Source organism: Streptomyces sp. NPDC059668 (assembly GCF_042734135.1).
GTDB lineage: Bacteria > Actinomycetota > Actinomycetes > Streptomycetales > Streptomycetaceae > Streptomyces.
The window spans coordinates 26,862-47,307 of the sequence record NZ_JBHWEL010000046.1 but is presented as its reverse complement, the minus strand read 5'-3'; the positions used below and the strand labels follow the sequence as shown (position 1 = coordinate 47,307).

17 protein-coding genes are annotated in these 20,446 nt (G+C 72.5%); 11 read left to right on the top strand and 6 right to left on the bottom strand.

What is annotated here, in order from left to right; translation table 11 throughout:
- Window position 1: 1 nt before the first annotated feature.
- The 4 genes from ACFV2J_RS27800 (at window position 2) to pssA (ending at window position 3,415) form a co-directional block, all read left to right on the top strand.
- Window positions 2–529: a MaoC family dehydratase gene (locus ACFV2J_RS27800; protein ID WP_385084031.1), complete on the top strand. Its 528-nt coding sequence runs from the start codon at window positions 2–4 to the stop codon at window positions 527–529.
- Between the two features lie 2 nt (window positions 530–531).
- The gene (locus ACFV2J_RS27795) at window positions 532–1,737 is read left to right on the top strand and encodes an acyl-CoA dehydrogenase family protein (protein ID WP_385084030.1); all 1,206 of its coding nucleotides are present in this window, start codon (window positions 532–534) and stop codon (window positions 1,735–1,737) included.
- A 180-nt stretch (window positions 1,738–1,917) separates the two neighbouring features.
- The gene (locus ACFV2J_RS27790) at window positions 1,918–2,574 is read left to right on the top strand and encodes a phosphatidylserine decarboxylase (protein WP_168530910.1); all 657 of its coding nucleotides are present in this window, start codon (window positions 1,918–1,920) and stop codon (window positions 2,572–2,574) included.
- Window positions 2,575–2,596: 22 nt separating this feature from the next.
- Window positions 2,597–3,415: a CDP-diacylglycerol--serine O-phosphatidyltransferase gene (gene pssA, locus ACFV2J_RS27785; RefSeq protein WP_385084047.1), complete on the top strand. Its 819-nt coding sequence runs from the start codon at window positions 2,597–2,599 to the stop codon at window positions 3,413–3,415.
- A 115-nt stretch (window positions 3,416–3,530) separates the two neighbouring features.
- Here pssA and ACFV2J_RS27780 read toward each other — a convergent pair whose 3' ends face one another.
- From ACFV2J_RS27780 to ACFV2J_RS27760, 5 genes are all read right to left on the bottom strand, one after another.
- Complete coding sequence (locus tag ACFV2J_RS27780; RefSeq protein WP_385088683.1) at window positions 3,531–4,811, bottom strand: ABC transporter substrate-binding protein; 1,281 nt, start codon at window positions 4,809–4,811, stop codon at window positions 3,531–3,533.
- 2 nt (window positions 4,812–4,813) lie between these two features.
- On the bottom strand, window positions 4,814–5,935 hold the full coding sequence (locus tag ACFV2J_RS27775) for a branched-chain amino acid ABC transporter permease (RefSeq protein WP_385088681.1): 1,122 nt from the start codon (window positions 5,933–5,935) through the stop codon (window positions 4,814–4,816).
- Window positions 5,928–6,818 carry a branched-chain amino acid ABC transporter permease gene (locus ACFV2J_RS27770; RefSeq protein ID WP_385088679.1) on the bottom strand — a complete coding sequence of 297 codons (891 nt, stop codon included), beginning with the start codon at window positions 6,816–6,818 and terminating at the stop codon, window positions 5,928–5,930. The genes ACFV2J_RS27775 and ACFV2J_RS27770 overlap by 8 nt, the downstream gene beginning before the upstream one ends.
- Entirely contained in the window at window positions 6,815–7,585 is a 771-nt protein-coding gene (locus ACFV2J_RS27765; RefSeq protein WP_385088685.1) for an ABC transporter ATP-binding protein, read from the bottom strand. Before ACFV2J_RS27765 ends, ACFV2J_RS27770 begins: the two co-directional genes overlap by 4 nt.
- 86 nt (window positions 7,586–7,671) lie before the next feature.
- Entirely contained in the window at window positions 7,672–8,478 is an 807-nt protein-coding gene (locus ACFV2J_RS27760; protein ID WP_385088677.1) for an ABC transporter ATP-binding protein, read from the bottom strand.
- Window positions 8,479–8,693: 215 nt separating this feature from the next.
- On the opposite strand from ACFV2J_RS27760, the gene ACFV2J_RS27755 reads away from it, so the two are divergent.
- Window positions 8,694–9,905: a PucR family transcriptional regulator gene (locus ACFV2J_RS27755; protein WP_385088675.1), complete on the top strand. Its 1,212-nt coding sequence runs from the start codon at window positions 8,694–8,696 to the stop codon at window positions 9,903–9,905.
- A gap of 149 nt (window positions 9,906–10,054) precedes the next feature.
- Here ACFV2J_RS27755 and ACFV2J_RS27750 read toward each other — a convergent pair whose 3' ends face one another.
- On the bottom strand, window positions 10,055–11,227 hold the full coding sequence (locus ACFV2J_RS27750) for a glycerate kinase (protein ID WP_385088674.1): 1,173 nt from the start codon (window positions 11,225–11,227) through the stop codon (window positions 10,055–10,057).
- Between the two features lie 144 nt (window positions 11,228–11,371).
- Between ACFV2J_RS27750 and ACFV2J_RS27745 the strand changes: the two genes are divergently transcribed.
- The 6 genes from ACFV2J_RS27745 to ACFV2J_RS27720 all read left to right on the top strand — a co-directional run bounded on the left by ACFV2J_RS27745 (window position 11,372) and on the right by ACFV2J_RS27720 (window position 20,239).
- Window positions 11,372–12,457 (top strand): ADP-ribosylglycohydrolase family protein, encoded by a 1,086-nt coding sequence (locus tag ACFV2J_RS27745; protein WP_385441191.1) that lies wholly within the window; start codon window positions 11,372–11,374, stop codon window positions 12,455–12,457.
- Window positions 12,458–12,593: 136 nt separating this feature from the next.
- The gene (locus ACFV2J_RS27740) at window positions 12,594–13,085 is read left to right on the top strand and encodes an NUDIX domain-containing protein (RefSeq protein ID WP_385088672.1); all 492 of its coding nucleotides are present in this window, start codon (window positions 12,594–12,596) and stop codon (window positions 13,083–13,085) included.
- 129 nt (window positions 13,086–13,214) lie between these two features.
- Window positions 13,215–13,601, top strand: coding sequence for a CU044_2847 family protein (locus tag ACFV2J_RS27735; protein ID WP_385088298.1), 387 nt, complete (start codon window positions 13,215–13,217; stop codon window positions 13,599–13,601).
- The gene (locus tag ACFV2J_RS27730) at window positions 13,598–15,820 is read left to right on the top strand and encodes a trypsin-like peptidase domain-containing protein (protein WP_385441188.1); all 2,223 of its coding nucleotides are present in this window, start codon (window positions 13,598–13,600) and stop codon (window positions 15,818–15,820) included. Before ACFV2J_RS27735 ends, ACFV2J_RS27730 begins: the two co-directional genes overlap by 4 nt.
- Window positions 15,817–16,770 carry an AAA family ATPase gene (locus tag ACFV2J_RS27725; RefSeq protein WP_385088302.1) on the top strand — a complete coding sequence of 318 codons (954 nt, stop codon included), beginning with the start codon at window positions 15,817–15,819 and terminating at the stop codon, window positions 16,768–16,770. Before ACFV2J_RS27730 ends, ACFV2J_RS27725 begins: the two co-directional genes overlap by 4 nt.
- Window positions 16,771–16,906: 136 nt before the next feature.
- Window positions 16,907–20,239, top strand: coding sequence for an SAV_2336 N-terminal domain-related protein (locus ACFV2J_RS27720; RefSeq protein ID WP_385088303.1), 3,333 nt, complete (start codon window positions 16,907–16,909; stop codon window positions 20,237–20,239).
- Window positions 20,240–20,446: the final 207 nt, after the last annotated feature.

The window sequence follows — 20,446 nt, the reverse complement described above, 5'->3', positions numbered from 1 at the left end:
CATGCAGTTCGGACGCACGTACGAAGAGTTCGAGGTCGGCGCGGTCTACAAGCACTGGCCCGGCAAGACGGTCACCGAGTACGACGACCACCTCTTCTGCCTTCTGACCATGAACCACCACCCTCTTCACATGGACACGAACTACGCGGAGAGGACGACGGACTTCGGCCGGAACGTCGTCGTGGGCAACTACATCTACTCGCTGCTGCTCGGCATGTCGGTCCCCGACGTGTCCGGGAAGGCGATCGCGAACCTGGAGATCGAGTCGCTCAGGCACGTGGCGCCGACCTTCCACGGCGACACCCTCTACGGCGAGACGACCGTCCTCGACAAGACGCCCTCGCGGTCCAAGAGCGACCGCGGGATCGTCCACGTCGAGACCAGGGGCTACAAGCAGGACGGCACGCTGGTCTGTGTGTTCCGCCGCAAGGTGATGGTCCCCACCGAGACGTACATCAAGGAGCGCGGCGGCGAGCAGCCCGGCCGCCCGGAACCGACCGCACCCGCGGAGAAGAAGACGGAGAAGTAGCCATGGCGCGACTCGCCCAGACCGCCGGTCTGACCGACGTCCAGCAGGAGATCCTCTCCACGGTCCGCGACTTCGTGGACAAGGAGATCATCCCGGTCGCCACCGAGCTGGAGCACCGCGACGAGTACCCGCAGCAGATCGTCGACGGTCTGAAGGAACTCGGCCTGTTCGGCCTGATGATCCCCGAGGAGTACGGGGGTCTGGGCGAGTCGCTCCTCACGTACGCGCTCTGCGTCGAGGAGATCGCCCGCGGCTGGATGTCGGTGTCCGGCATCATCAACACGCACTTCATCGTGGCGTACATGATCAAGCAGCACGGCACCCAGGAGCAGAAGGACCACTTCCTGCCGCGGATGGCGCTGGGCGAGGTGCGTGGCGCGTTCTCGATGTCGGAGCCGGCGCTCGGCTCGGACGTGTCGGCGATCTCGTCCAAGGCGGTCCGGGACGGTGACGAGTACGTTCTGAACGGTCAGAAGATGTGGCTGACGAACGGCGGCTCGTCGACCCTGGTGGCCGTGCTCGTGCGCAGCGACGAGGGCCACCCCGAGGGCACGGCGCCGCACAAGTCGATGACGACCTTCCTGGTCGAGAAGGAGCCCGGCTTCGGCGAGGTCCGTCCCGGTCTCACGATCCCCGGGAAGATCGACAAGATGGGTTACAAGGGTGTCGACACCACCGAGCTCATCATGGACGGATTGCGCGTTCCGGCCAATCGGGTGCTCGGCGGCTCCACCGGCCGAGGGTTTTACCAAATGATGGACGGCGTGGAGGTCGGCCGGGTGAACGTGGCGGCCCGTGGCTGCGGTGTCGCTCAGCGTGCCTTCGAGCTGGGTGTCTCGTATGCCCAGCAGCGTCACACTTTCGGCAAGCCGATCGCGCAGCATCAGGCCATCCAGTTCAAGCTGGCCGAGATGGCCACCAAGGTCGAGGCCGCCCATGCGATGATGGTGAACGCGGCGCGCAAAAAGGACTCCGGGGAACGAAACGACCTCGAAGCGGGGATGGCGAAGTACCTCGCGTCCGAATACTGCAAAGAAGTCGTCGAGGACGCCTTCCGCATCCACGGCGGCTACGGCTTCTCCAAGGAGTACGAGATCGAGCGTCTCTACCGCGAGGCGCCGATGCTGCTGATCGGTGAAGGTACCGCCGAAATCCAGAAAATGATCATCGGGCGCCGACTGCTCGAAGAGTATCGACTCCAGGGCTAGCCGGGGTCGGATGTCCTGGTTCGGGGTGTTTTCTTCGAGAAGAAGATCACACCCCGTCAACAGTCTTCGGCCGCCGACTCGGCTTCCTGGCTTGCCCAGTTGTGGCCCGCGACCGGTACGATCCCGGGAAAGCCGCCGTCCCCCGTTCCAGCGCGGCATCATCCGCTACGAAGGTCATCCATGCCCCACAGCCAAACCTCTGCACCTCGCGACAGCCTGGTCGGCGTACGCCTTGCGCGCGGAGCATCGCCGTGGCTTCTCCCGACCGTTGCCACCGCAGCACTCAGCCTGGCCCGCTCGCGCCGCTCCGGCGCCGCCAAGGCCGTGGCCGTACCCGCCACCGCGCTCGCGGCGGGCATGCTGTGGTTCTTCCGCGACCCGGAGCGTGAGATCGCCCAGGGCCGCGTCATCTCGCCCGCCGACGGTGTGGTGCAGAGCATCATGCCGTGGAAGGACGGGCGCACCCGCGTCGCGATCTTCATGAGTCCGCTCAACGTGCATGTCAACCGTGCGCCGCTCTCCGGCACGGTGACCTCGGTCGAGCACATCCCCGGTGGGTTCGTTCCGGCGTTCAACAAGGAGAGCGAGAACAACGAGCGCGTCGTCTGGCACTTCGACACCGAGCTCGGCGACATCGAGATGATCCAGATCGCCGGCGCCGTCGCCCGTCGTATCGTTCCTTATGTACCCCGGGGCACGAAGGTCGAGCAGGGCGACCGGATCGGCCTGATCCGATTCGGCTCGCGCGTCGACATCTACCTCCCCGAGGGTGTCGAGGTCGATGTGGAAGTCGGTCAGAAGACCGTGGCTGGGGTGACTCGAATTGACCGTGATTGATCCTGAGACACAGGCGGGCTGGGTGCCGGAGGCCGACGAGGAGGACGACGAGGAGGAGATGCCCCTCTCTCTCCGCCTCTCGATAGCGGACACCCTCACCCTCGGCAACGCCACGTGCGGCTTCATGGCGGTGTACTTCACCACCACCGGCATCCTGATCCCGCACCTCACCGGCAGCCAGGAGTCGGGCATGGCGCGGCACAGCGCCGCCACGGCCGTCATCCTGATGCTCTGCGCCGCGGTCTTCGACCTGTTCGACGGCCTGGTGGCGAGAAAACTGCGCTCCTCCCCCATGGGCGCGGAACTCGACAACCTGTCGGACCTGATCAGCTTCGGCCTCGCTCCGGCCTACTTCGTGCTGGTCTACGGCATGGTCGCGGACGACGCGCACCAGAGAGTGGCCGCGGTCGGCGCGATCGTGGTGCTGCTGGCGGTCGTGCTGCGGCTGGCGCGCTTCTCCTGCGTGACGGTCAAGGACGGCACGTTCCAGGGCATGCCCTCGCCGTTCGGCGCGCTGACGGTGGTCTCGATCGTGCTGCTGGAGCTTCCCTTCGTCGCCACGCTCATGGCGATCATCGGGACCGCGTGGCTCATGGTGAGCCGGGTCGAGTATCCGAAGCCGCGGGGCCGTCTCGCGGTGGCGATGCTCTCCTGGATCGTCCTCAGCATGGGCATGCTGGCGGCCTGGGCCTTCGACGCCCCGGGCGGACAGCTGCTCCTCCAGACCGGATGCGCGCTGCAACTGGTCCTCGGCGCGGTGATCCCCCTCTTCGCCACGGCCCGGAGGGTGAACAACTTCCGCGACAACCGGCGCGAGGCGCGGGCGGCACAGCTCCCGTAACACCGCGCTGCACCCCGTACGACCCCGAAGGGCCCCGAACCGACCGGTTCGGGGCCCTTCGTCGCGGGCGGGCGCCCTCCGTCAGGGGCGGGCGCCCTCCGTCGTGGGCGGGCCGTCAGCCGCCCGGTGTGTATCCCTCGGCCACGGCAGAGGCGGCGGCCTGCCGGACGACCTTCATCCCGCCCACCGCGTTCTTGTCCGGCTGAAGGATGACGCTCTCCTTCGAGGAGGGGGCCTTCGGGTCGGTGAAGTCCTGGGTGATCCCGAAGCCCGGGTCGAACGCGTTGATCGTCAGCAGCGCCTTGTCGACGCCCTCCCGGGTGAGGTCCTTCCCGGCGCAGGCCTTCTTGAGCGCCTCACCGAAGGCGAGGGCGGCGGTCCAGCCGGCCACCACACCGTTGTCCAGGGAGTCCTTCGGGTAGGCGGCCTTGTAGTCCGCGACCAGCTTCTTGGCCTGCGGGGTGTCCGCGCCGATGGGCAGCGAGGGCGAGGCGACCCAGTAGTTCTTCATCAGGGCGGGGCCCGCCTGGGTGGCGAGCAGCTGCGGCGCGAAGGCCGAGTTGTTCCCGATGATCGGCACGTCGAACCTGCCCGCCGCCGCGACCCCGACGAGCGAGGCGGCCTGGCGCGGGCCCGCGCTGATCACGATCGCCTTCACCCCGGCCTGCTTCAGCGCGGCGACCTGGCCGGTCATGTCGTTGTCGGTCGGTTTGATCTTCTGCTCGACGACGGTGAGCCCGGACTGCTCGGCCATGTACTTGGAACCGGCCAGGGCGTTCTCGCCGTAGTCGCCCTCGAAGTACACATGGCCGACCTTGTCGCCCTTCTTCAGTCCCTTCTCCTTCATCAGGAAGTCGAGGGCGTTGATCGTCTCGATGTCGTACGTGGAGCCGATGACCCGGATGTACGGGCTGCCGAGCAGGTTGCCCGACCAGGCCTGGGGCAGCACCAGGCCCTTGTCCCGGCCGTCCACGCGCTGCTTGACGGCGGCCACGAACGGCGAGCCGATGAACTGTGTGAACCCGAGGACCTTCGGCTCCAGCTCGGTGTATCCGGAGACCGCCTTCTGCGGGTCGTAACCGTGGTCGCGGACGGTGAGCGCCAACCGGTAGCCGCACACACCGCCGGCCGCGTTGGTCTGCTTCACATAGAGCTGCTGGGCCTGCGTGACACTCTTGCCGAGGGTCGCGTAGACGCCCGTCATGTCGGTGAGCACGCCGAGCGCGATGGTCTTCCCGGAGACGCCCACACCGGTCTTGACCCCACCCGCCGCCTCCTTGTCGCTCCCCTTGTCGTCCTTGGCCTTGGAACTGCACCCGGCCAGCACGAGCAGCACCGCGAGCGCGCCCGCGACCGCCTTCGCCGCGGGTGCCCCCGGCCTCCGTACCATGCTCATGGTCATCTTTCCTCCCCTGGGTTGGGCCTGCCGCGACGCCGGGCGGCCACACTGACCAGACCGCCGGGCAGGAAGAGCACCGCCGCCACGACGGCGGCGCCGTACAGGTACCGGGCCGCCTCGCCCGGTGCGATGCCGCCGGTGCCCGGGTCCGAGACCAGGGGCAGGGCGTCGCTGTAGTGCGTCAGCAGCTGGGGCAGCAGGGAGACGAAGGCCGCCCCGACCACCGCCCCGGCGACCGAGCCGAGCCCACCGATGACGATCATGGCGAGATAGTCGAGCGAGAGCGTGATCCCGAAGTAGTCGGGCACCGTGCGCTGGAAGACCAGCGCGAGCAGCACCCCGGCCAGACCCGCGTACATCGAGGACAGGACGAAGACCCCGGCGCGGAACCGGGCGACCGGGACCCCGATCACGCCGGCCGCGATCCGGTGGTCCCGGATGGCGTTCAGGGCCCGGCCCGGCCGGCCGCGCAGCACTCCGCGGGCGAAGAGCGCGCCCGCGAGGAGCAGTACGAGTCCCACGTACCAGAGCTTCTCGGCGGAGCCGAAGGGAACGGCGGCGATCACCGTCTCGCGGTCGTCGAAGGTGAGGCCGAACAGGCTCAGCGGCGGGACGTCACGCCCGTTGAAGCCTCCCGTGAGGTCACGCGCGTTGAACAGCACGTGCTGGCCGATGAAGATCAGGGCGAGGGTGGCGATGCCGAGGTAGGCGCCGCGCAGCCGGCCGGCGATGGGGCTGAAGATGCCCCCGGCGACCCCGGCGACCGCGACCGCGAGCACGGCGGCGAGCCAGGTCGGCAGCCCCAGACCGGTCAGTCCGTCGCTCCCGTCGGCGGCGAACACGCAGTATCCGTACGCGCCGACCGCGAGGAAGAAGGCGTGGCCCATGGAGAGCTGTCCGGTCGCGCCGGTCAGCAGGTTGATGCCGATCGCGCCGATCGCCGCGGCCATCGCGAACAGGCCCGCCTGGAGCCAGAACCGTTCGAGGTAGAAGGGCAGGCCGAGGAGCAGGACGGCGCAGCCGGCCCGTACGTACACGCGGCCGTGCGGCAGCCGCAGGGCGCGGCGGCGCGCGGGGCGCGGTTCACCGGCCGTCTCTTCGCGGGCGAGGACCTCAGACACGGGCGAGCTCCTTCGTACCGAACAGCCCGGCGGGCCTGATGAGCAGGATCGCGACCATCACCAGGTAGGGCGCGAGGTCGCCGAGGCCGCGCCCGAGGAAGCTGAGGTCGCTCTGGTAGCCGGTGGCGAAGGACTCGGTGACACCGACGAGCAGGCCGCCCACGAGCGCGCCCGTCGTCGAGTCGAGGCCGCCGAGGATCGCCGCGGGGAACGCCTTGAGCGCGGCGAGGGAGGTGGCGCGTTCCAGGCCGGGCGTCGGGAAGACGGTGAGGAACAGGGCCGCGACGGCGGCCAGTCCCCCGGCGACCGCCCAGGCCCCGAGCGACACCCGGCCCAGCCGCACGCCCATCAGGGCCGCGGTCTCGGGGCTCTCGGCCGCCGCGCGCATCGCGACGCCCCAGGAGGTGTAGCGGAAGGCCAGCAGGAAGACCGTGATGAGCAGGGCCGCGGCGGCGAACGCCGCGATCCGGGTGTGCGCGAGGGAGACCGGCCCGACGGTGAGGACGGCGTCTCCCCACGGGTCGCCGGGGCTCAGGACGTTCGTGCCGATACGGCGGGTCAGTTCGGTGGTGAGCAGGATGTCGACGCCGATGGTGACGATGGCGAGGACACTGTGGTCGGAGCCTCGGTAGCGGCGCATCACCAGGAACTCCACGGCGGCACCGACCAGGGCGGCGCCGGCGATGCCGACGAGCAGCGCGGGCCAGAAGCCGATGTCGTCGTGGAGGGACGCGGTGATGTAGCCGCCCGCCAGGAGCAGCGAGGCGTGGGCGAAGTTGACGACCTCGGTGGCCCGGAAGATCACGACGAAGCCGAGGGCGATCAGGGCGTAGACGGAGCCCAGCGAGACTCCGTTGAGGAGGAGCTCGGCGAACGTGCTCATCGGTCGGTCTCCTCTGTGTCGAGGTGTTCGCCCAGGTAGGCGCGGACGACCGCGGGGTCGTTCTGTACGTCGGCGGGGGCGCCGTCGGCGATCCGGCGTCCGAAGTCGAGTACGGTCACCGCGTCCGCGAGCCGCATCACCACCCCCATGTCGTGTTCCACCAGCACGATCGAGATGCCGAGACTGTCGCGGACGCCCGCGACCACCTCGGCGGTACGGCGCCGCTCGTCGGCGGTCATGCCCGCGACGGGTTCGTCCAGCAGCAGGAGCCGGGGCTCCATGCACAGGGCGCGGGCGAGTTCGGCGAGCTTCTGCTGCCCGTACGGGAGCGAGCCGGCCGGCCGGTCGAGCTGCCGCTCCAGGCCGACGAACGCGGCGATCTCACGGACGCGTTCACGGTGTCTGCGCTCCTCGCGGGCGGCGGAGGGCAGCCGCAGCCCCGCGGCGAGGAAGCCGGTGCGGGTCAGCCGGTGCCGGCCGAGCAGCAGGCTGTCCTCGACCGTGACGCGCGGCGGCAAGGCGAGGTTCTGGAAGATCCGGGCGACACCGAGGGCCGCGATGCGGTGCGGTGGCAGGCCGGTCAGCTCGTGCTCGCCGAAGCGGACGCTTCCCGACGCCGGCCGGTAGACACCGGACAGGACGTTGAAACAGGTGGACTTCCCGGCGCCGTTGGGTCCGATGAGGGCGTGCACGGTGCCGGGGCGCACGGTGAGACTCACCGCGTCCAGGGCGGTCAGTCCGGCGAACCGGACCGTCAACTCCGTTATGTGGAGCGGGGGGACGGTGGCGTCTTCGGCAAGTCCGGTCCCCTCGGGGGCGGTCGGCACGGTTTCGGGTCTCTCCACGCGGGCGCTCACCCCTTCCAGCGCGGCAGGGCCGGCAGCGCGCCGCGCGCTCGTGACGCGTCGGCCGCGGCGTCCTCGTCCACCACACCGAGGTAGCGGCGGCGCACCTCGTCGGAGGCGGCCAGCTCGGCGGCGGGACCGGAGAGGGTCACCTCGCCCACCTCCAGGACGTAGGCGTGGGTGGCGAGTCGCAGGGCGAGGGCGGCGTTCTGCTCGACGAGGAGGACGGAGGTCCCCTGCTCGTTGATCTCCCGTACGGTGTCGGCGATCCGGGCGGCCATCAGCGGGGCGAGTCCCAGCGAGGGCTCGTCGAGGAGGAGCACCCGCGGGGCGCCCATGAGCGCCCGTCCCACCGCGAGCATCTGCTGCTCGCCGCCGGACAGCAGTCCGGCACGCTGCTGGGCACGCTCGGCCAGCACGGGGAACAGGTCGTGCACGCGGCGCAGTGCCCGGGCCCGGTCGGCCCGGCCGCCGGTGGCGCCGAGCGCTCCGGCCCGCAGGTTGTCGGCGACCGTCATCCGGGCGAACACCCGTCTGCCCTCCGGCACTTGGGACACCCCCGCGGCGACCACCCGGTCCGGCGGCAGCCGGTCGAGGGAGCGCCCGCCCAGGCTGACGGACCCCCCGGTCACCGCTCCTCCGTGGAAGGAGAGGGTCCGGCACACGGCGCGCAGCAGCGTCGACTTGCCCGCGCCGTTTCCGCCCAGGACCGTGACCACGGCACCTTCCGGAACGTCCAGCGACACCTGGCGCAGCGCGCGCACCGGTCCGTATCCGACCGACAGGTTCCGTACGAGCAGAGCGGAACCGTCCATGGCACCTCCCTTGTCCTCGATCCGTGCTTGGCCTTGCTCCGTGCTTGTCCTTGCTCGGTGTGGCGCTCACCTCAGCACCGCCGGGGAGCGTCCGTCCACGGGGGGCGGGCGAATCGCGGCGGGTGCCCAGAGGTCGTGGCCGCCCGTTGTGCGCGCGCACAACGCTGCGTGTCAGGGGCCTGTGCGGGGCGGTGCGGGGGTGGCATCCTCCGGCCATGGGAGGGCGCAGACCGCGGACCGGTCATGACTGGAAGCTGCTTGCGGAGTCCTGCAAGGCTCTGCTGGAACGACTGCCCGAGCTCGTCGACCAGCACCTGCGACAGCTCGCCGAGTACTCGCCCGTCTACGCGCAGGTGCTGCCGCAGGACCAGCAGTGGCGGGAGGCGGAGACGGCCATGCGCATCGGCATCGAGACGATCTCGGCGCCACGGGCCTCGCCACGCCGCGATCTGGAACACGCCGAGCAGGCGGGGCGCCGGCGTGCCTTGCAGGGGCTGCCGCTGGAACTGCTCGTGCACGCCTACCGCGCCGCGGGCTATCTCGTGTGGGACGCGCTCATGGAGGGCTCCGCGGGCCGGGAGCCCGAACGGCTGGCGGTGCTGATGCGTTCGTCGACGATGGTGTGGTCCGCCGTGGACGCCCAGACGGTCGCCGCGTCGGAGGCGTACCGGACCACCGAACGGGAACTGCGGCGGCGCACGGACGAACAGTTGCAGGCACTGCTCGACGCCCTGCTGGAGGGACAGGAGGCCCCCGGACTCGCGGCGCGGGCCGCGGCGGGGCTCGACCTGCCCGAACTGGGACCGTACGCCGTGGTGGTCCTGCGCCCGGAGCGCCGGGACTTACGGGAGGCGGTCCCCCGGCCCGTACAGAGCGGGGGGTTGCGCTTCATCTGGCGGATGCGGGCGGACTGCGAGGTCGGCGTGGTGGCGCTGGGTGCCGACCGGGATCTGGACCGTGTGGTGCGGCTGCTCCACGGCCGGTGCTCGGGTCCGGGCGGTATCAGTCCGGTGGTGGCGGGCCTCGGGGAGCTGGGGCGGGCGCGGCGGCTGGCGGAGCTGGCGTTGCGCACCTGTACGCCGGACACGACGGAGGTCGTACGTCTCGACCAGCGGATGCCGACCGCGCTGGTGGTGAGCCAGCCGGAGCTGGCGGGGCGGCTGGTGGCGGACGTGTTCGGGGTGCTGCTGGAGCTGGAGCCGGCCGACCGGGCGGTGCTGCTGGAGACCCTCGACGTGTGGCTGCTGTGCGAGGGCTCCGCCGGGCGGGCCGCGGGACGTCTGTACTGCCACCGCAACACGGTCTTCAACCGGCTGCGACGGCTGGAACAACTGACGTCGCGCTCCCTGGCCCGGCCCCGGGACCTGATCGAGATGACGCTGGCCCTGGATGCGTACCGGTTGTCGGGGGGCGGTCCGGCGGGGTGAGGGGTGGGCGGCCCGGCTCCCCGGCCGGGGAGGAGCGGGGCCCGCCCTGCTTCCACGGCGGAGCCCCCGCACGTCCGCGAAGGACCCTCGGCCGAGGCGAGTCACGCCGACCGGGCCACGACGCCACCCCGGCGGGCCGGGGCCTCCGCTCAGACGAGGAAGTCGCGTCCGATGTTCTCCGCGACGCGCTCCAGGATCGGACCCGCGTCCGCGATGCACTTCGCGAGGTCGGGCTCGACGTCGGTCAGCGGGTACGCCCGCCGGATGCCGGCCCGCCCGAGCGCCTCCGGAGGCAGGGCGAGCCGTCCGCAGACCGCGACGACCTCCCTGTCCGCCGCGCGCGCGGCCGCCGCGACGCCCGCCGGGGCCTTGCCGTGCAGGGTCTGCTCGTCGAGCGAGCCCTCACCGGTGATGACGAGGTCGGCCCGGTCGAGGGCCGCGGCGAAGCCGAGGACGTCGAGCATGACCTCGATGCCGGGACGGAACCGCGCGCCGACGACGAGCGCCCCGTATCCGATGCCGCCCGCGGCTCCGGCACCCGGCGCGGCCGCGTACTCGGCGGCCCGCGAACCGATCGCCTTCTCCAGGACGGCGGTGAAGTGGGTGAGCGCGGTGTCCAGGACCGTCACGTCGTCGGGGCTCGCGCCCTTCTGGGGGCCGTACACGGCCGCGGCGCCCTTGGGGCCCGTCAGCGGGTTGTCCACGTCGCTGGCGAGGACGAGGTCGACCGCGGAGAGCCGGGCGTCCAGACCGGTCAGGTCCGCGGTCACCACGTCGCCGAGCGCCGCGCCACCGGGTGCCACCCGCTCGCCGTGCGCGTCGAGGAAGCGTGCCCCCAGCGCGGCCAGCATCCCCGCGCCGCCGTCGGTGGTGGCGCTGCCGCCGACACCGAACACGATCGTGCGCGCTCCGGCGTCCAGTGCGGCGCGCAGCAGCTCCCCGGAGCCGTACGTCGACGCGGTGAGCGGCGCGAAGGTCCCGTCGGGCAGCCGCTGCAACCCGCTGGCCTCGGCCATCTCGACGACCGCGGTGTCGCCGCGCAGCGCGAACGCGGCGGTGACCTCGTCCCCCAGGGGCCCGGCGACCCGTACCTCCCGGCGCTCGAAACCGGCCGCGACCGCCGCGTCGACGGTGCCGTCGCCGCCGTCGGCCACGGGCAGCGACTCGACCGCGGCGCCCGGGGCCACCCGGCGCAGCCCGGCCGTCACCCGCTCCGCGACCTCGACGGCGGTCAGCGAGCCCTTGAACTTGTCCGCGGCGATCAGCACCCGCGGATCACGCCGGTCGCCCGCGCGTGTCGTCTTCTCGGCGGAGTCCGCCACCTTGGTTCCCCTTGCTTTCCGGCCTTGCACACGTCAAGGCAGTCGCGCCGCTGCGACCTTAACCGGCGGACGACCCCGCCGTCATGCTCCGACCGGCCCTCGGAACACCGCACGACGACGGCCGGAATCGGGTAGACCGGAACCATGACCCCTGTGGGCACTGAGCTCGCGGACCGCGTCCTCGGGGGCTGGCTGGGCCGGATCGCGGGCAACATGCTCGGAAAGCCGGTCGAGCAGGGCGACCACTGGACGCGGGACCGCATCGACCGCTATCTGCGACGGGCCGCCGCCCTGCCGCTCACGGACTACCTCCCCGGGCCCGCCGACAGCGGCGACGGCGAGGGCGACGAGTTCGCGCTGCGCCCCGAGTGGCGGCAGTGCGTGCGCGGCCGTATCCACGGCAGCTGCCGGGACGACGACGTCGACTACGCGATCCTCGGCCTCGACCTGCTGGAGACGCACGGCTTCGGCTTCAGCACCGAGCAGGTCGGCGACCTGTGGCTGCTGCGGCTGCCCTACCTGCAGACCTTCACCGCGGAACGGGCGGCGTACCGCAACCTCGCGGGCGGCATCAAGCCGCCCCTCACCGCCACCTACGACAACCCGTACCAGGAGTGGATCGGCGCCCTGATCCGCGCCGACATCTACGGGTGGACCTGTCCGGGGGTGCCGTTCCGGGCGGCCTCACTGGCCCGCAGGGACGCCGTGCTGTCCCACACCGGAAACGGCGTGTACGGCGCCATGTGGGCGGCGGCACTCGTCTCCGCCGCCTTCACCGCGCCCACCGTGCGGCAGGCGCTCGACACGGCGCTGACCGTGATCCCCGCGAGCAGTCGCCTGGCCCGCACGGTGCGCCGGGTGCTCACGCTCCACGAGACCCGGATGACCTGGGAGGACACGCTGAGCACGGTGTCCGAGGAGACCGCCGGGCTCGGCTGGATCCATACGATCCCGAACGCCGCCGTCCTCACGGCCGGGCTCCTGTACGGCGACGGCGACTTCACCCGCACCATCACGCTGACCGTCCGCGGCGGTCTGGACACCGACTCGAACGGGGCGACGGCGGGCTCGGTCGCCGGGGTCCTGTGCGGGGCCGAGGCCATTCCCGCGCAGTGGAAGGACCCGCTGGAGGACACCGTGCGCAGCGCGGTCTTCGGCTTCGACGGCGTACGGATCAGTGAACTGGCCACGCGTACGGTCGCGCTCGCGGAGGCGGGAGCCGGGTCCTGAGCCGTAGCCCCAGCCGACCCTGTGCCTGAGGCTGAGATGGAGCCGGGGGAAACTGTCGGCGCGCCGAAGGGGCGACGCGTCCGGAGCGGTCGGCAGCGTCCGGGGGACGTCCGCACGGGCTGGTTACGCTTCGTGGATGACCACTCCGGACTTCGCCACGTACATCGCGGGTCTGCCCCGCGTCCTCGCCGGTGCCGCCGTGCTCTTCCGCGACGCCGGCGGACGGATCCTGCTCGTCGAGCCCAACTACCGCGAGGGCTGGGCCCTTCCGGGGGGCACCGTCGAGTCGGACGACGGGGAGACGCCGCGCCAGGGAGCCCGCCGCGAGACCGCGGAGGAGATCGGCCTCGACGTCGAACCCGGCCGGCTGCTCGCGGTCGACTGGGTGCACGGGGCCGGGCGGCCCCCGCTGGTCGCCTATCTGTACGACGGTGGCGTCCTCGACGAGCGGCAGCTCAAGGCGATCCGGTTGCAGGAGGAGGAGCTGCTGTCGTGGCGGCTGGTCCCGCGCGAGGAACTGGCGGAACATCTGCCGGGCTCGCTCGGCCTGCGGGTACTGGTGGCGCTCGACGTCCTGTCCGAGGGCTCGGGAACGGCGGAGCTGGAGAACGGCCGTCGGGTGGGTTAGCGAGTGTCGTCCGACCGGCCCGCCCGCGGTCACCGGGGGCGGGCCGAGGTCGTGCACATCGGTCGTCCGGTGCGATCAGATTCGTCAACTTCCCTACCTTCAGGGGACATCGATCGGCACAATGCCTCTGTGCCGCACTACGACTACATGGAGTTCGCCCTGGACGACGGGGCTCAGGTCCGGATCGAACTGGCGGCCGCGGGGGAGGAACCGGCGGGCCCGACAGGGGACGCCGATCTGCCGGGCGGCATCTCCGGCGTGGTCCCGGTCGGGCGTGGAGCCCGCGTCGCGTCGCTGGCGACGGACGGGCTGCGCAGCGTACTGAGTCCCCTCGGGCCGGTGCTGCAACAGGTGCACGACTCGATACGCGGGATACCCGACCCGCCGGACGAGATCTCCGTGGACTTCGGCATCCAGATCGGCCAGGACCTGAAGATCGGCATCGTCGGTGTCAACGGGCAGGCCAGCATGACCATTTCGGCGACCTGGACACTGCCCCGCCGGACCGGAACGTGACCTGGTTCGCGCCTCCGCGGCATCCGTCGTCGCCGGACGCACGCGGCGCGCTGGTCCGCGTTCTGTCCGCGGACCGTGGCCGCACCGCGGGCGCCGGCGTCTACCTGTCCGGCCGAAGACTGCTGACCTGCGCGCATGTCATCAACGCGGCGCTGGGGCTGCGCAGCCTCAGCCCGCACAACCCGGGGAAGATCACGCTCGACGTGTCCTTCCCCGTACGGTCCGCCTCGGAGCTGCATCCGGCCCGGCTGGTCGCCTGGATTCCGCCCCGGTCCCCGCAGTTCGGCCCGGTGGCCGACGGCTCCCTGGAGTGGGACGGCGACCTGGCCGTGCTCGAACTCGACGCGGAGCCGCCCCCGCCCGTGGGCCCGGTGCGCTGGCTGGAGATGGAGCACGGCCAGCGGGTGCGGGCCTGGTACGGGGGCGGCCAGCCGTTCTCCTACGCCGACGCGCGGGTGGGGGCCTACGACGGCCGGATCTGTTACCTCGACGGGCAGTTGTCGGGCGCGGCGGTGGACGAGGGGTACAGCGGCGGCCCCCTGTGGTCGGTGACCGACGAGGCGGTGGTCGGGCTGGTCATGGGCCGGATCACCGCTCCCGACGGGGCGCTCTCCGCGCAGCACACCGTGCGGCGCAGCTGGGGTCTGGGCTGGCAGTCGGTGCTGTGGGAACTGGCACGGGTCGGGGCGGCACCGGACGGGCGGCGGAACGGCGCGCGCGAGCGGCCCACCGCGACGCTCGCCGAGGCCGAGTCGGTGCGCGACATGATGGTCGGCCCGCTGCACGGTCTGCTCGGTGATCCCCGGGCGCGCGCCGACCACGCCACCGTGCTGGCGGCCCAGTTGGCACTGCGGGCCCCGGCCGACGGGAGCGCGCCGACGGTGGAGGAACTGGCCGGTCTGCTCAGCACCACCGAGCGGGCGCTGCCCACGCTCACCGAGTCACTCGCCGCGAAGGTGGCGGACGACCCGCGTGGCCGGGCGGAACTGGACCGGCTGCTCGCTCTGGGCCGGCTGACGGAGGCCGCCCGTCTGCTGTCGGTGGCCGAACACCGCGCCCTGACAGGAAAGTTGGAGCATCTGACGCAGGACGATCCGGGCCTGTTGCCGCGGGCCGCCACCGCCGCGCTGCCCTATGTCGACCTGCCGCGCTCCCTGCAGGCGGCCCGGCTCGCACCGTCCGCCGTCCCCGCGGTCGTGCACGAGCTGGAGGGCTGGTCCGGGGACGGGTCACCGGTGCCCGAGGAGACGCCCCGGCTGCCGGCCCTGCTGCGTGTCGTCGAGTACGTGGCCGCCGGGACGAGCGGCGAGCTGGCGCGCCAGGCACTGCGGGAGTGGAGCGGCCGGGTCGCGGCCCGGCTCGGCATCCACGCGTCGGCGCTCCAGGAGCGGCGCGGGGACGCGGACCGCTGGTCGCGGCGGGCCGCTCCGACGGGGGTGCGGCTCCTGGTCGAGCTGGACCGGTACGCCAAGGACCCCGCCGATCACTACCGGTGCTCGGTGTGGCGGCTGCGTCCCGACGGCTCCCCCGCACGAGTCGCCTCGGAGTCCGACCGGCCGCGCGACGGGCGGGAGATCGCCCGGCTGATCCGGGAGGTCGCGGGCGGCGCGGAGGGGGCCGAGGACGGGGTCGCGCTGGTCGCCGTGTCGGTGCCGCCGGACGCCCTGGAGCTCGCCCTCGACGAGTGGGACGGCGCGGGCACCGACGAGTACATCCCCGCGCCGCTCGGCGAGGACTTCCACCTCGTGCTGCGCTGCCCGAGGATCCGGCGGCGGTCGCGCACCGGACCCGCCGACCTGAGACGGCGCTGGAACGCCCGTCACCACAGCGACATCCTCCTCGCCGACCACAGGATCGGGGGCAGGGCAGGACTCATCGGACTGCTCAAGACAACCCATCGGGACACCGCGCGCGTCCTTGTGCAGGGAAGCTCCGAGCACCGCGGCGAGCTGCTGCCGGTCTGTCTGGTGATGGGGGTGCCGGTCGTGCTGTGGGACCGGGCGTCCCCGGGTCCGGCCGGCGGCGGCCGGCTCGACGCGCTGGCACCGCACGGACCCGTGGACGAACTCCCCGAGCGTGTAAGGCACTTCAGGGTACGGGCCTATGCGGACCAGGCGGTGTCCGCGCGTCCCGCCCTGGTGTGGGAGGACGCCGGGATGCCGTTGCCGGACGAACTCCAGCTCGCCGACCCCTCGGAAGGAACGGAGCGGACAGGATGACGCGACAGACGGACGGGTGGCGCCTGTTCCGCGGCGACCGGGTGGCCCGCGAGGTGGAGTTCCCCGAGGCGCCGCCCTGGCGGCAGTTCGGCGGCGGCCCGAGCGGCCGGACACGGCACCGCCCGTATCTGATCGGACGCACGGAGGCGGACGTGGTCAGCGCCGCCCTGCATCTGCGCCGTCCGCTGCTGGTCACCGGCCATCCCGGCACCGGCAAGTCCTCACTGGCGCACGCCATCGCGCACGAACTGTCCCTCGGCCCGGTCCTCCAGTGGCCCGTCAACAGCCGGTCCGTCCTCAAGGACGCCCTGTACGGATACGACGCGATCGGCAGACTGCGCGAGACGCATCTGCGCCAGGAACGCGGGGAGCCCGAACCGGACATCGGCACCTACGTCCGGCTGGGCCCGCTGGGCACCGCCCTGGTCCCGAGGGACCGGCCGCGGATGCTGCTGGTGGACGAGCTGGACAAGGGGGACGTCGACCTGCCGAACGATCTGCTGACGGTGTTCGAGGAGGGCGAGTTCGAGATCCCCGAGCTGTCCCGGCTGCCGGAGACCCAGTCGGAGGTGCCGGTGCTGACCCACGGCTCCGGCGGCGAGCGGGTCACCGTGCCCCACGGTGTGGTGCGGTGCCGGGAGTTCCCCGTCGTCGTCATCACCAGCAACGGGGAACGGGACTTCCCGCCCGCCTTCATGCGCCGCTGCGTACGGCTCGATCTGCCCGACCCCGACGAGGCCCGGCTGCGGGACATCGTCGCCGCGCACCTCGGCGAGGACGCCCTGTCCGACGTGGACGACCTGCTGCACGCCTTCCTCAACCGCCGGGCCCCGGGCGAACTCGCCACGGACCAGCTGCTCAACGCCGTGTTCCTGCGCAGGGGCGGGGTCGATCTGGACGCCGAAGGGCTGCTGGACGCCGTACTGCACCGCCTGGGCGGGATGGTCTAGCGTGCCGGGGGACGACCGGGGACCGGCACACGGCACGGCCCCGGAGGGCGGCCGGGGCCCGGAAGACCCCGCGGGCGGCGGCGTGCCACGGGCGGGCACGGAGCCGAACGCCGGCGCGACGGCGGTCCGTCCCGCGTTGAGCGAGCTGGGACGGCTGGCCGGGCACGACCTGTCGATCCACGAGCTGCTCGACACCCTGTGGCTGGCGACGCGGCTTCCCCCGGGTGCCGGGGCGCCGCTGGCCAGCGCGCTGAGCGTGGAGTCGGTGCCGACGCCGAGCGCCGACGCCGCGGCCGGCGTGCCCCCGCCGGCCGGCCCCGCCCCGGCCGAGCGCGGCTCCCCCGCACCCGTGCCCGCTCCCCCGCCCCCCGCGCAGCTGTTGGGCGCCCTGCACGCGGCGGCGGCCGCGCGGAGCGCGCCCGAGTTCGCCGACCTGACGGCGTCGGGGCCGCACGAGAACGGCGAAGGCGCCCTGCCGGTCCGCGTTCCCGAGGAGAAGGCGCTCGGTTCCGACGAACTACGCCTCAGCCGTGCCCTTCGGCTGTTGAAGCAGCCCCAACCCGGCCCCTCGAAGCGGGAGTTCGACGAAGAGGCCACCGCCGCGGCGATGGCCGAGACGGGGCTGCCCGATGTGATGACCCGTCCTGCCAGACAACGCTGGCTCGACCTCACGCTCCTGATCGACGACGGCATCTCCATGCTGCTGTGGCGGCGGCTGGCGATGGAGCTGCGTGCCCTGCTGGAGCGCCTCGGAGCCTTCCGGGGCATCCGGGTGCACGGCCTGGACACCCGGTCGGCGGGGGCCCCGCTGCTGCGTTCGCGCCCCTTCGACCCGCACTCCCCGCTGCTCTCCCCCGCCTCGGTCGCCGACCCCTCGGGAGGCACGCTCGTCCTGGTGATCAGCGACGGGGTCGGTGCCTGCTGGCGGGACGGACGGCTGCACGCGGCCCTCGAACGCTGGGCTCGCCAGGGGCCGACGGCGATCATGCACGCGCTGCCCGCCCACATGTGGGACGGCTCGGGCATCCGCTCGGAACCGTGGCTGGTGACGACCCGGCGGCGCGGCGCGGCGAACGACACCTGGGAGGTGGCCGATCCGCTGCTGCCACCCGGGCTCGGCGACGCGTTCCCCGGGATCCCCGTCCCGGTGCTCGAACCGTATCCGCCCGCGGTCGCCGCGTGGGCACGCCTGGTGGCCTCACCGGGCGGCAGCGCCGAACTCCCCCTGCTGGCACCGCTCCAGGCCAGGACCGCCCGGCAGGGCGCCGACACCAGGGGCGGCGGCGCGGCGGACACGGTACTCAGGTTCCGGGACGCCGCGTCACCGCAGGCGTACCGGCTGGCCGCCCATCTCGCCGCCGTCTCGCCGCTCACGGTGCCCGTGATGCGTCTGGTCCAGGCGGCGGTGCCCTGGCGGGCCGACACCGCCCATCTGGCGGAGGTCTTCCTCGGCGGACTGATGCGCCAGGTCGAGCCGGCCGACGAGCGGATGCCCGCCCAGCACCGCCGGTTCGGCTTCTCCGGCGACGCCCAGGAGATCCTCCTCGACACCGCGTCCCCGATCGACCTGCTGCGCACCACCCGGGCCGTCACCGAACGGCTGCGCACCCTCGTGGGCCGCTCCCCCGACTTCCCCGCCTGGCTCGCCCACCCGTCGGGAACCGGCGAACTACTGCCAGGGACACGCCCGTTCGCCTGGCTGGAGGACCGGCTCCTCACTCACCTCGGCGCCAAGCCGATGGCTCTCGCACCGGCACGCGACACCGGGTACGAGGAGGTACGGCTGCCGTCGGGCCTGGAGGCGGCCCCGTCCTGGCTGCCGCTGCGGCTCCAGGACCTGCACACCCTCGGCCCGTACACGCTGCTGCAGCGCGACGGCCGGGGCGGGAAGCCCACCGCGTACATCGGGGAGGACGACGAGGGGCAGCGGGTGCTGCTGCGGGTGTCGTACTCCTTCGACTCCCCTGTCGCGCAGGAACTCCTCGACATCGAGCGGCGCGCGCTGCGCCGGATGGACGGGGTGTACGCGCCCGCCGTCGTCCGCAGCGACCTGGAGGGACCCACGCCGTGGCTGGCCCTGCGGCTGGACACGCTGAGCAGCGGTCTGCCGGCGCCCACGCTGCGGGCCGTGCTGGACGCGGCCGGGGCGCTCCCCGGCACCCCGCTGTTCACCTGGCTGGGCTGGAACCTGGCGCGGGCCCTGAGCCGCTGCCATCAGAAGGGGATCGTGCACGGCGCGCTGACGCCGGGCACCGTGCTGGTCACCGAGTCCACCCTGCGCCTCATCGGCTGGACGTCGGCGCGCATCGACGGCGCCTGGAGTGCGTCGCGCTGGTCCATGCCGACCAAGACGGCCTGCCGCGCGCCCGAGGTGACGTCCTGGAGCGAGTCCCGGATCGCCGCCGGCGACGTGTACTCCCTCGGAGTCATCCTGCTCCGGGCCCTGACCGGCCGGGAATGGCACTGGTTCCAGCGCGAGGCGCTGCTGGCCTGCCCGGAACTGGCCCAGCTGGACGAGAGGCTGGCCTCGCTGCTGCTGCGCTGTGTGGAACCCGAACCCGTGGGGCGGCCGACGGCGCGCGAAGTGGCCGACGCCTTCGGGGAGTTGCTGCCCGGCGGTGTGGAGTGGGAGGACATCGACGACGACGAAGCGGTCGCGCCCGACTCCGAGACGGCGGACGCCGGGCCGGAGGAGCACGAGGAGTGGATGCGCACCATCAGGGCTCCCCTGCCGCAGCCCTTGCGGATCGCGCTCATCGGGGTCAAGGACGGGGTCGGCTGCACCACGACCACGATGGTGCTGGGCGCCGTTCTGGCCGATCAGCGGCAGGAGCGGGTGCTCGCCATCGATGCCGACCGGCGCCCCGGCGGACAGGTCCGCATCGGCCGCCGGGTGTTCCGCAACACCCTGGCCAGCCTCACCGAACTGGCCGATTCGCTGCACGAGGTGCGGCACTTCGAGGACCTCCAGCTGTTCCTGTCCCCCCACCGCTCGGGTCTCCAGGTGCTCGCGAACGACTCCGTGTCCCGTGTGTCGGCCGTCGGCCAGTTCACCGACCAGGACTTCCGCCGGCTGACCCGTACCACCCAGGAGTACTTCGACCTCACCCTGGTCGACTCGGACAAGTTCACGTCGGCGGTGCTGAGGGCGGCCGACCGTGTGGTCATCGTCTCGCGGGCGGACCCCGCCGGACTGACCCAGGCGCAGCAGGCCATGGACCGGCTGATGACCTTCGATCGGCCGGACCTGGCGCGTGAGGCCGTCGTCGTCCTCAACCACAGTCGCCCGGCGGCCGGTTGGACCCTGGACTCCGGCACCATCCGGGGGCTCAGCTCACGGGGGCGGGGAGTCGTCAGCGTGCCGCGCGACGGTCACCTCGCCATGGGCAGCACCGTCGAACTGTCCTGGCTGACGCCGGAGGCCTACAAGGCCTATCTGCGCCTGGCCGCACTGCTGTTGGAACCCTGACGGCCCGGGTCCGGAACACCTGCACCCGCGACGGCACGACGCCGGTACCCGCGGAGTCGCGGGTACCGGCGTCGTCCGGTCGAGGGGGCGCGGCCGGGGCGATGCCGGAGGCGCCCCCCCCCGCCCCCGGGCCCCCCCCCCCCCCCCCCCCGCCACCCCCCCCCCCCCCCCCCCCCCCGCCGGCGGGCCGCGGGCGGCCCGAGCCGG

Bases quoted from the DNA above. Each gene is read 5' to 3' on its own strand.
- ACFV2J_RS27760 (WP_385088677.1), bottom strand. From the start codon at position 8,478: ATGGACGGTTCCGCTCTGCTCGTACGGAACCTGTCGGTCGGATACGGA.
- ACFV2J_RS27795 (WP_385084030.1), top strand. From the start codon at position 532: ATGGCGCGACTCGCCCAGACCGCCGGTCTGACCGACGTCCAGCAGGAG.
- ACFV2J_RS27725 (WP_385088302.1), top strand. From the start codon at position 15,817: ATGACGCGACAGACGGACGGGTGGCGCCTGTTCCGCGGCGACCGGGTG.
- ACFV2J_RS27755 (WP_385088675.1), top strand. From the start codon at position 8,694: ATGGGAGGGCGCAGACCGCGGACCGGTCATGACTGGAAGCTGCTTGCG.
- ACFV2J_RS27800 (WP_385084031.1), top strand. From the start codon at position 2: ATGCAGTTCGGACGCACGTACGAAGAGTTCGAGGTCGGCGCGGTCTAC.
- ACFV2J_RS27790 (WP_168530910.1), top strand. From the start codon at position 1,918: ATGCCCCACAGCCAAACCTCTGCACCTCGCGACAGCCTGGTCGGCGTA.
- ACFV2J_RS27780 (WP_385088683.1), bottom strand. From the start codon at position 4,811: ATGAGCATGGTACGGAGGCCGGGGGCACCCGCGGCGAAGGCGGTCGCG.
- ACFV2J_RS27770 (WP_385088679.1), bottom strand. From the start codon at position 6,818: ATGAGCACGTTCGCCGAGCTCCTCCTCAACGGAGTCTCGCTGGGCTCC.
- ACFV2J_RS27745 (WP_385441191.1), top strand. From the start codon at position 11,372: ATGACCCCTGTGGGCACTGAGCTCGCGGACCGCGTCCTCGGGGGCTGG.
- ACFV2J_RS27740 (WP_385088672.1), top strand. From the start codon at position 12,594: ATGACCACTCCGGACTTCGCCACGTACATCGCGGGTCTGCCCCGCGTC.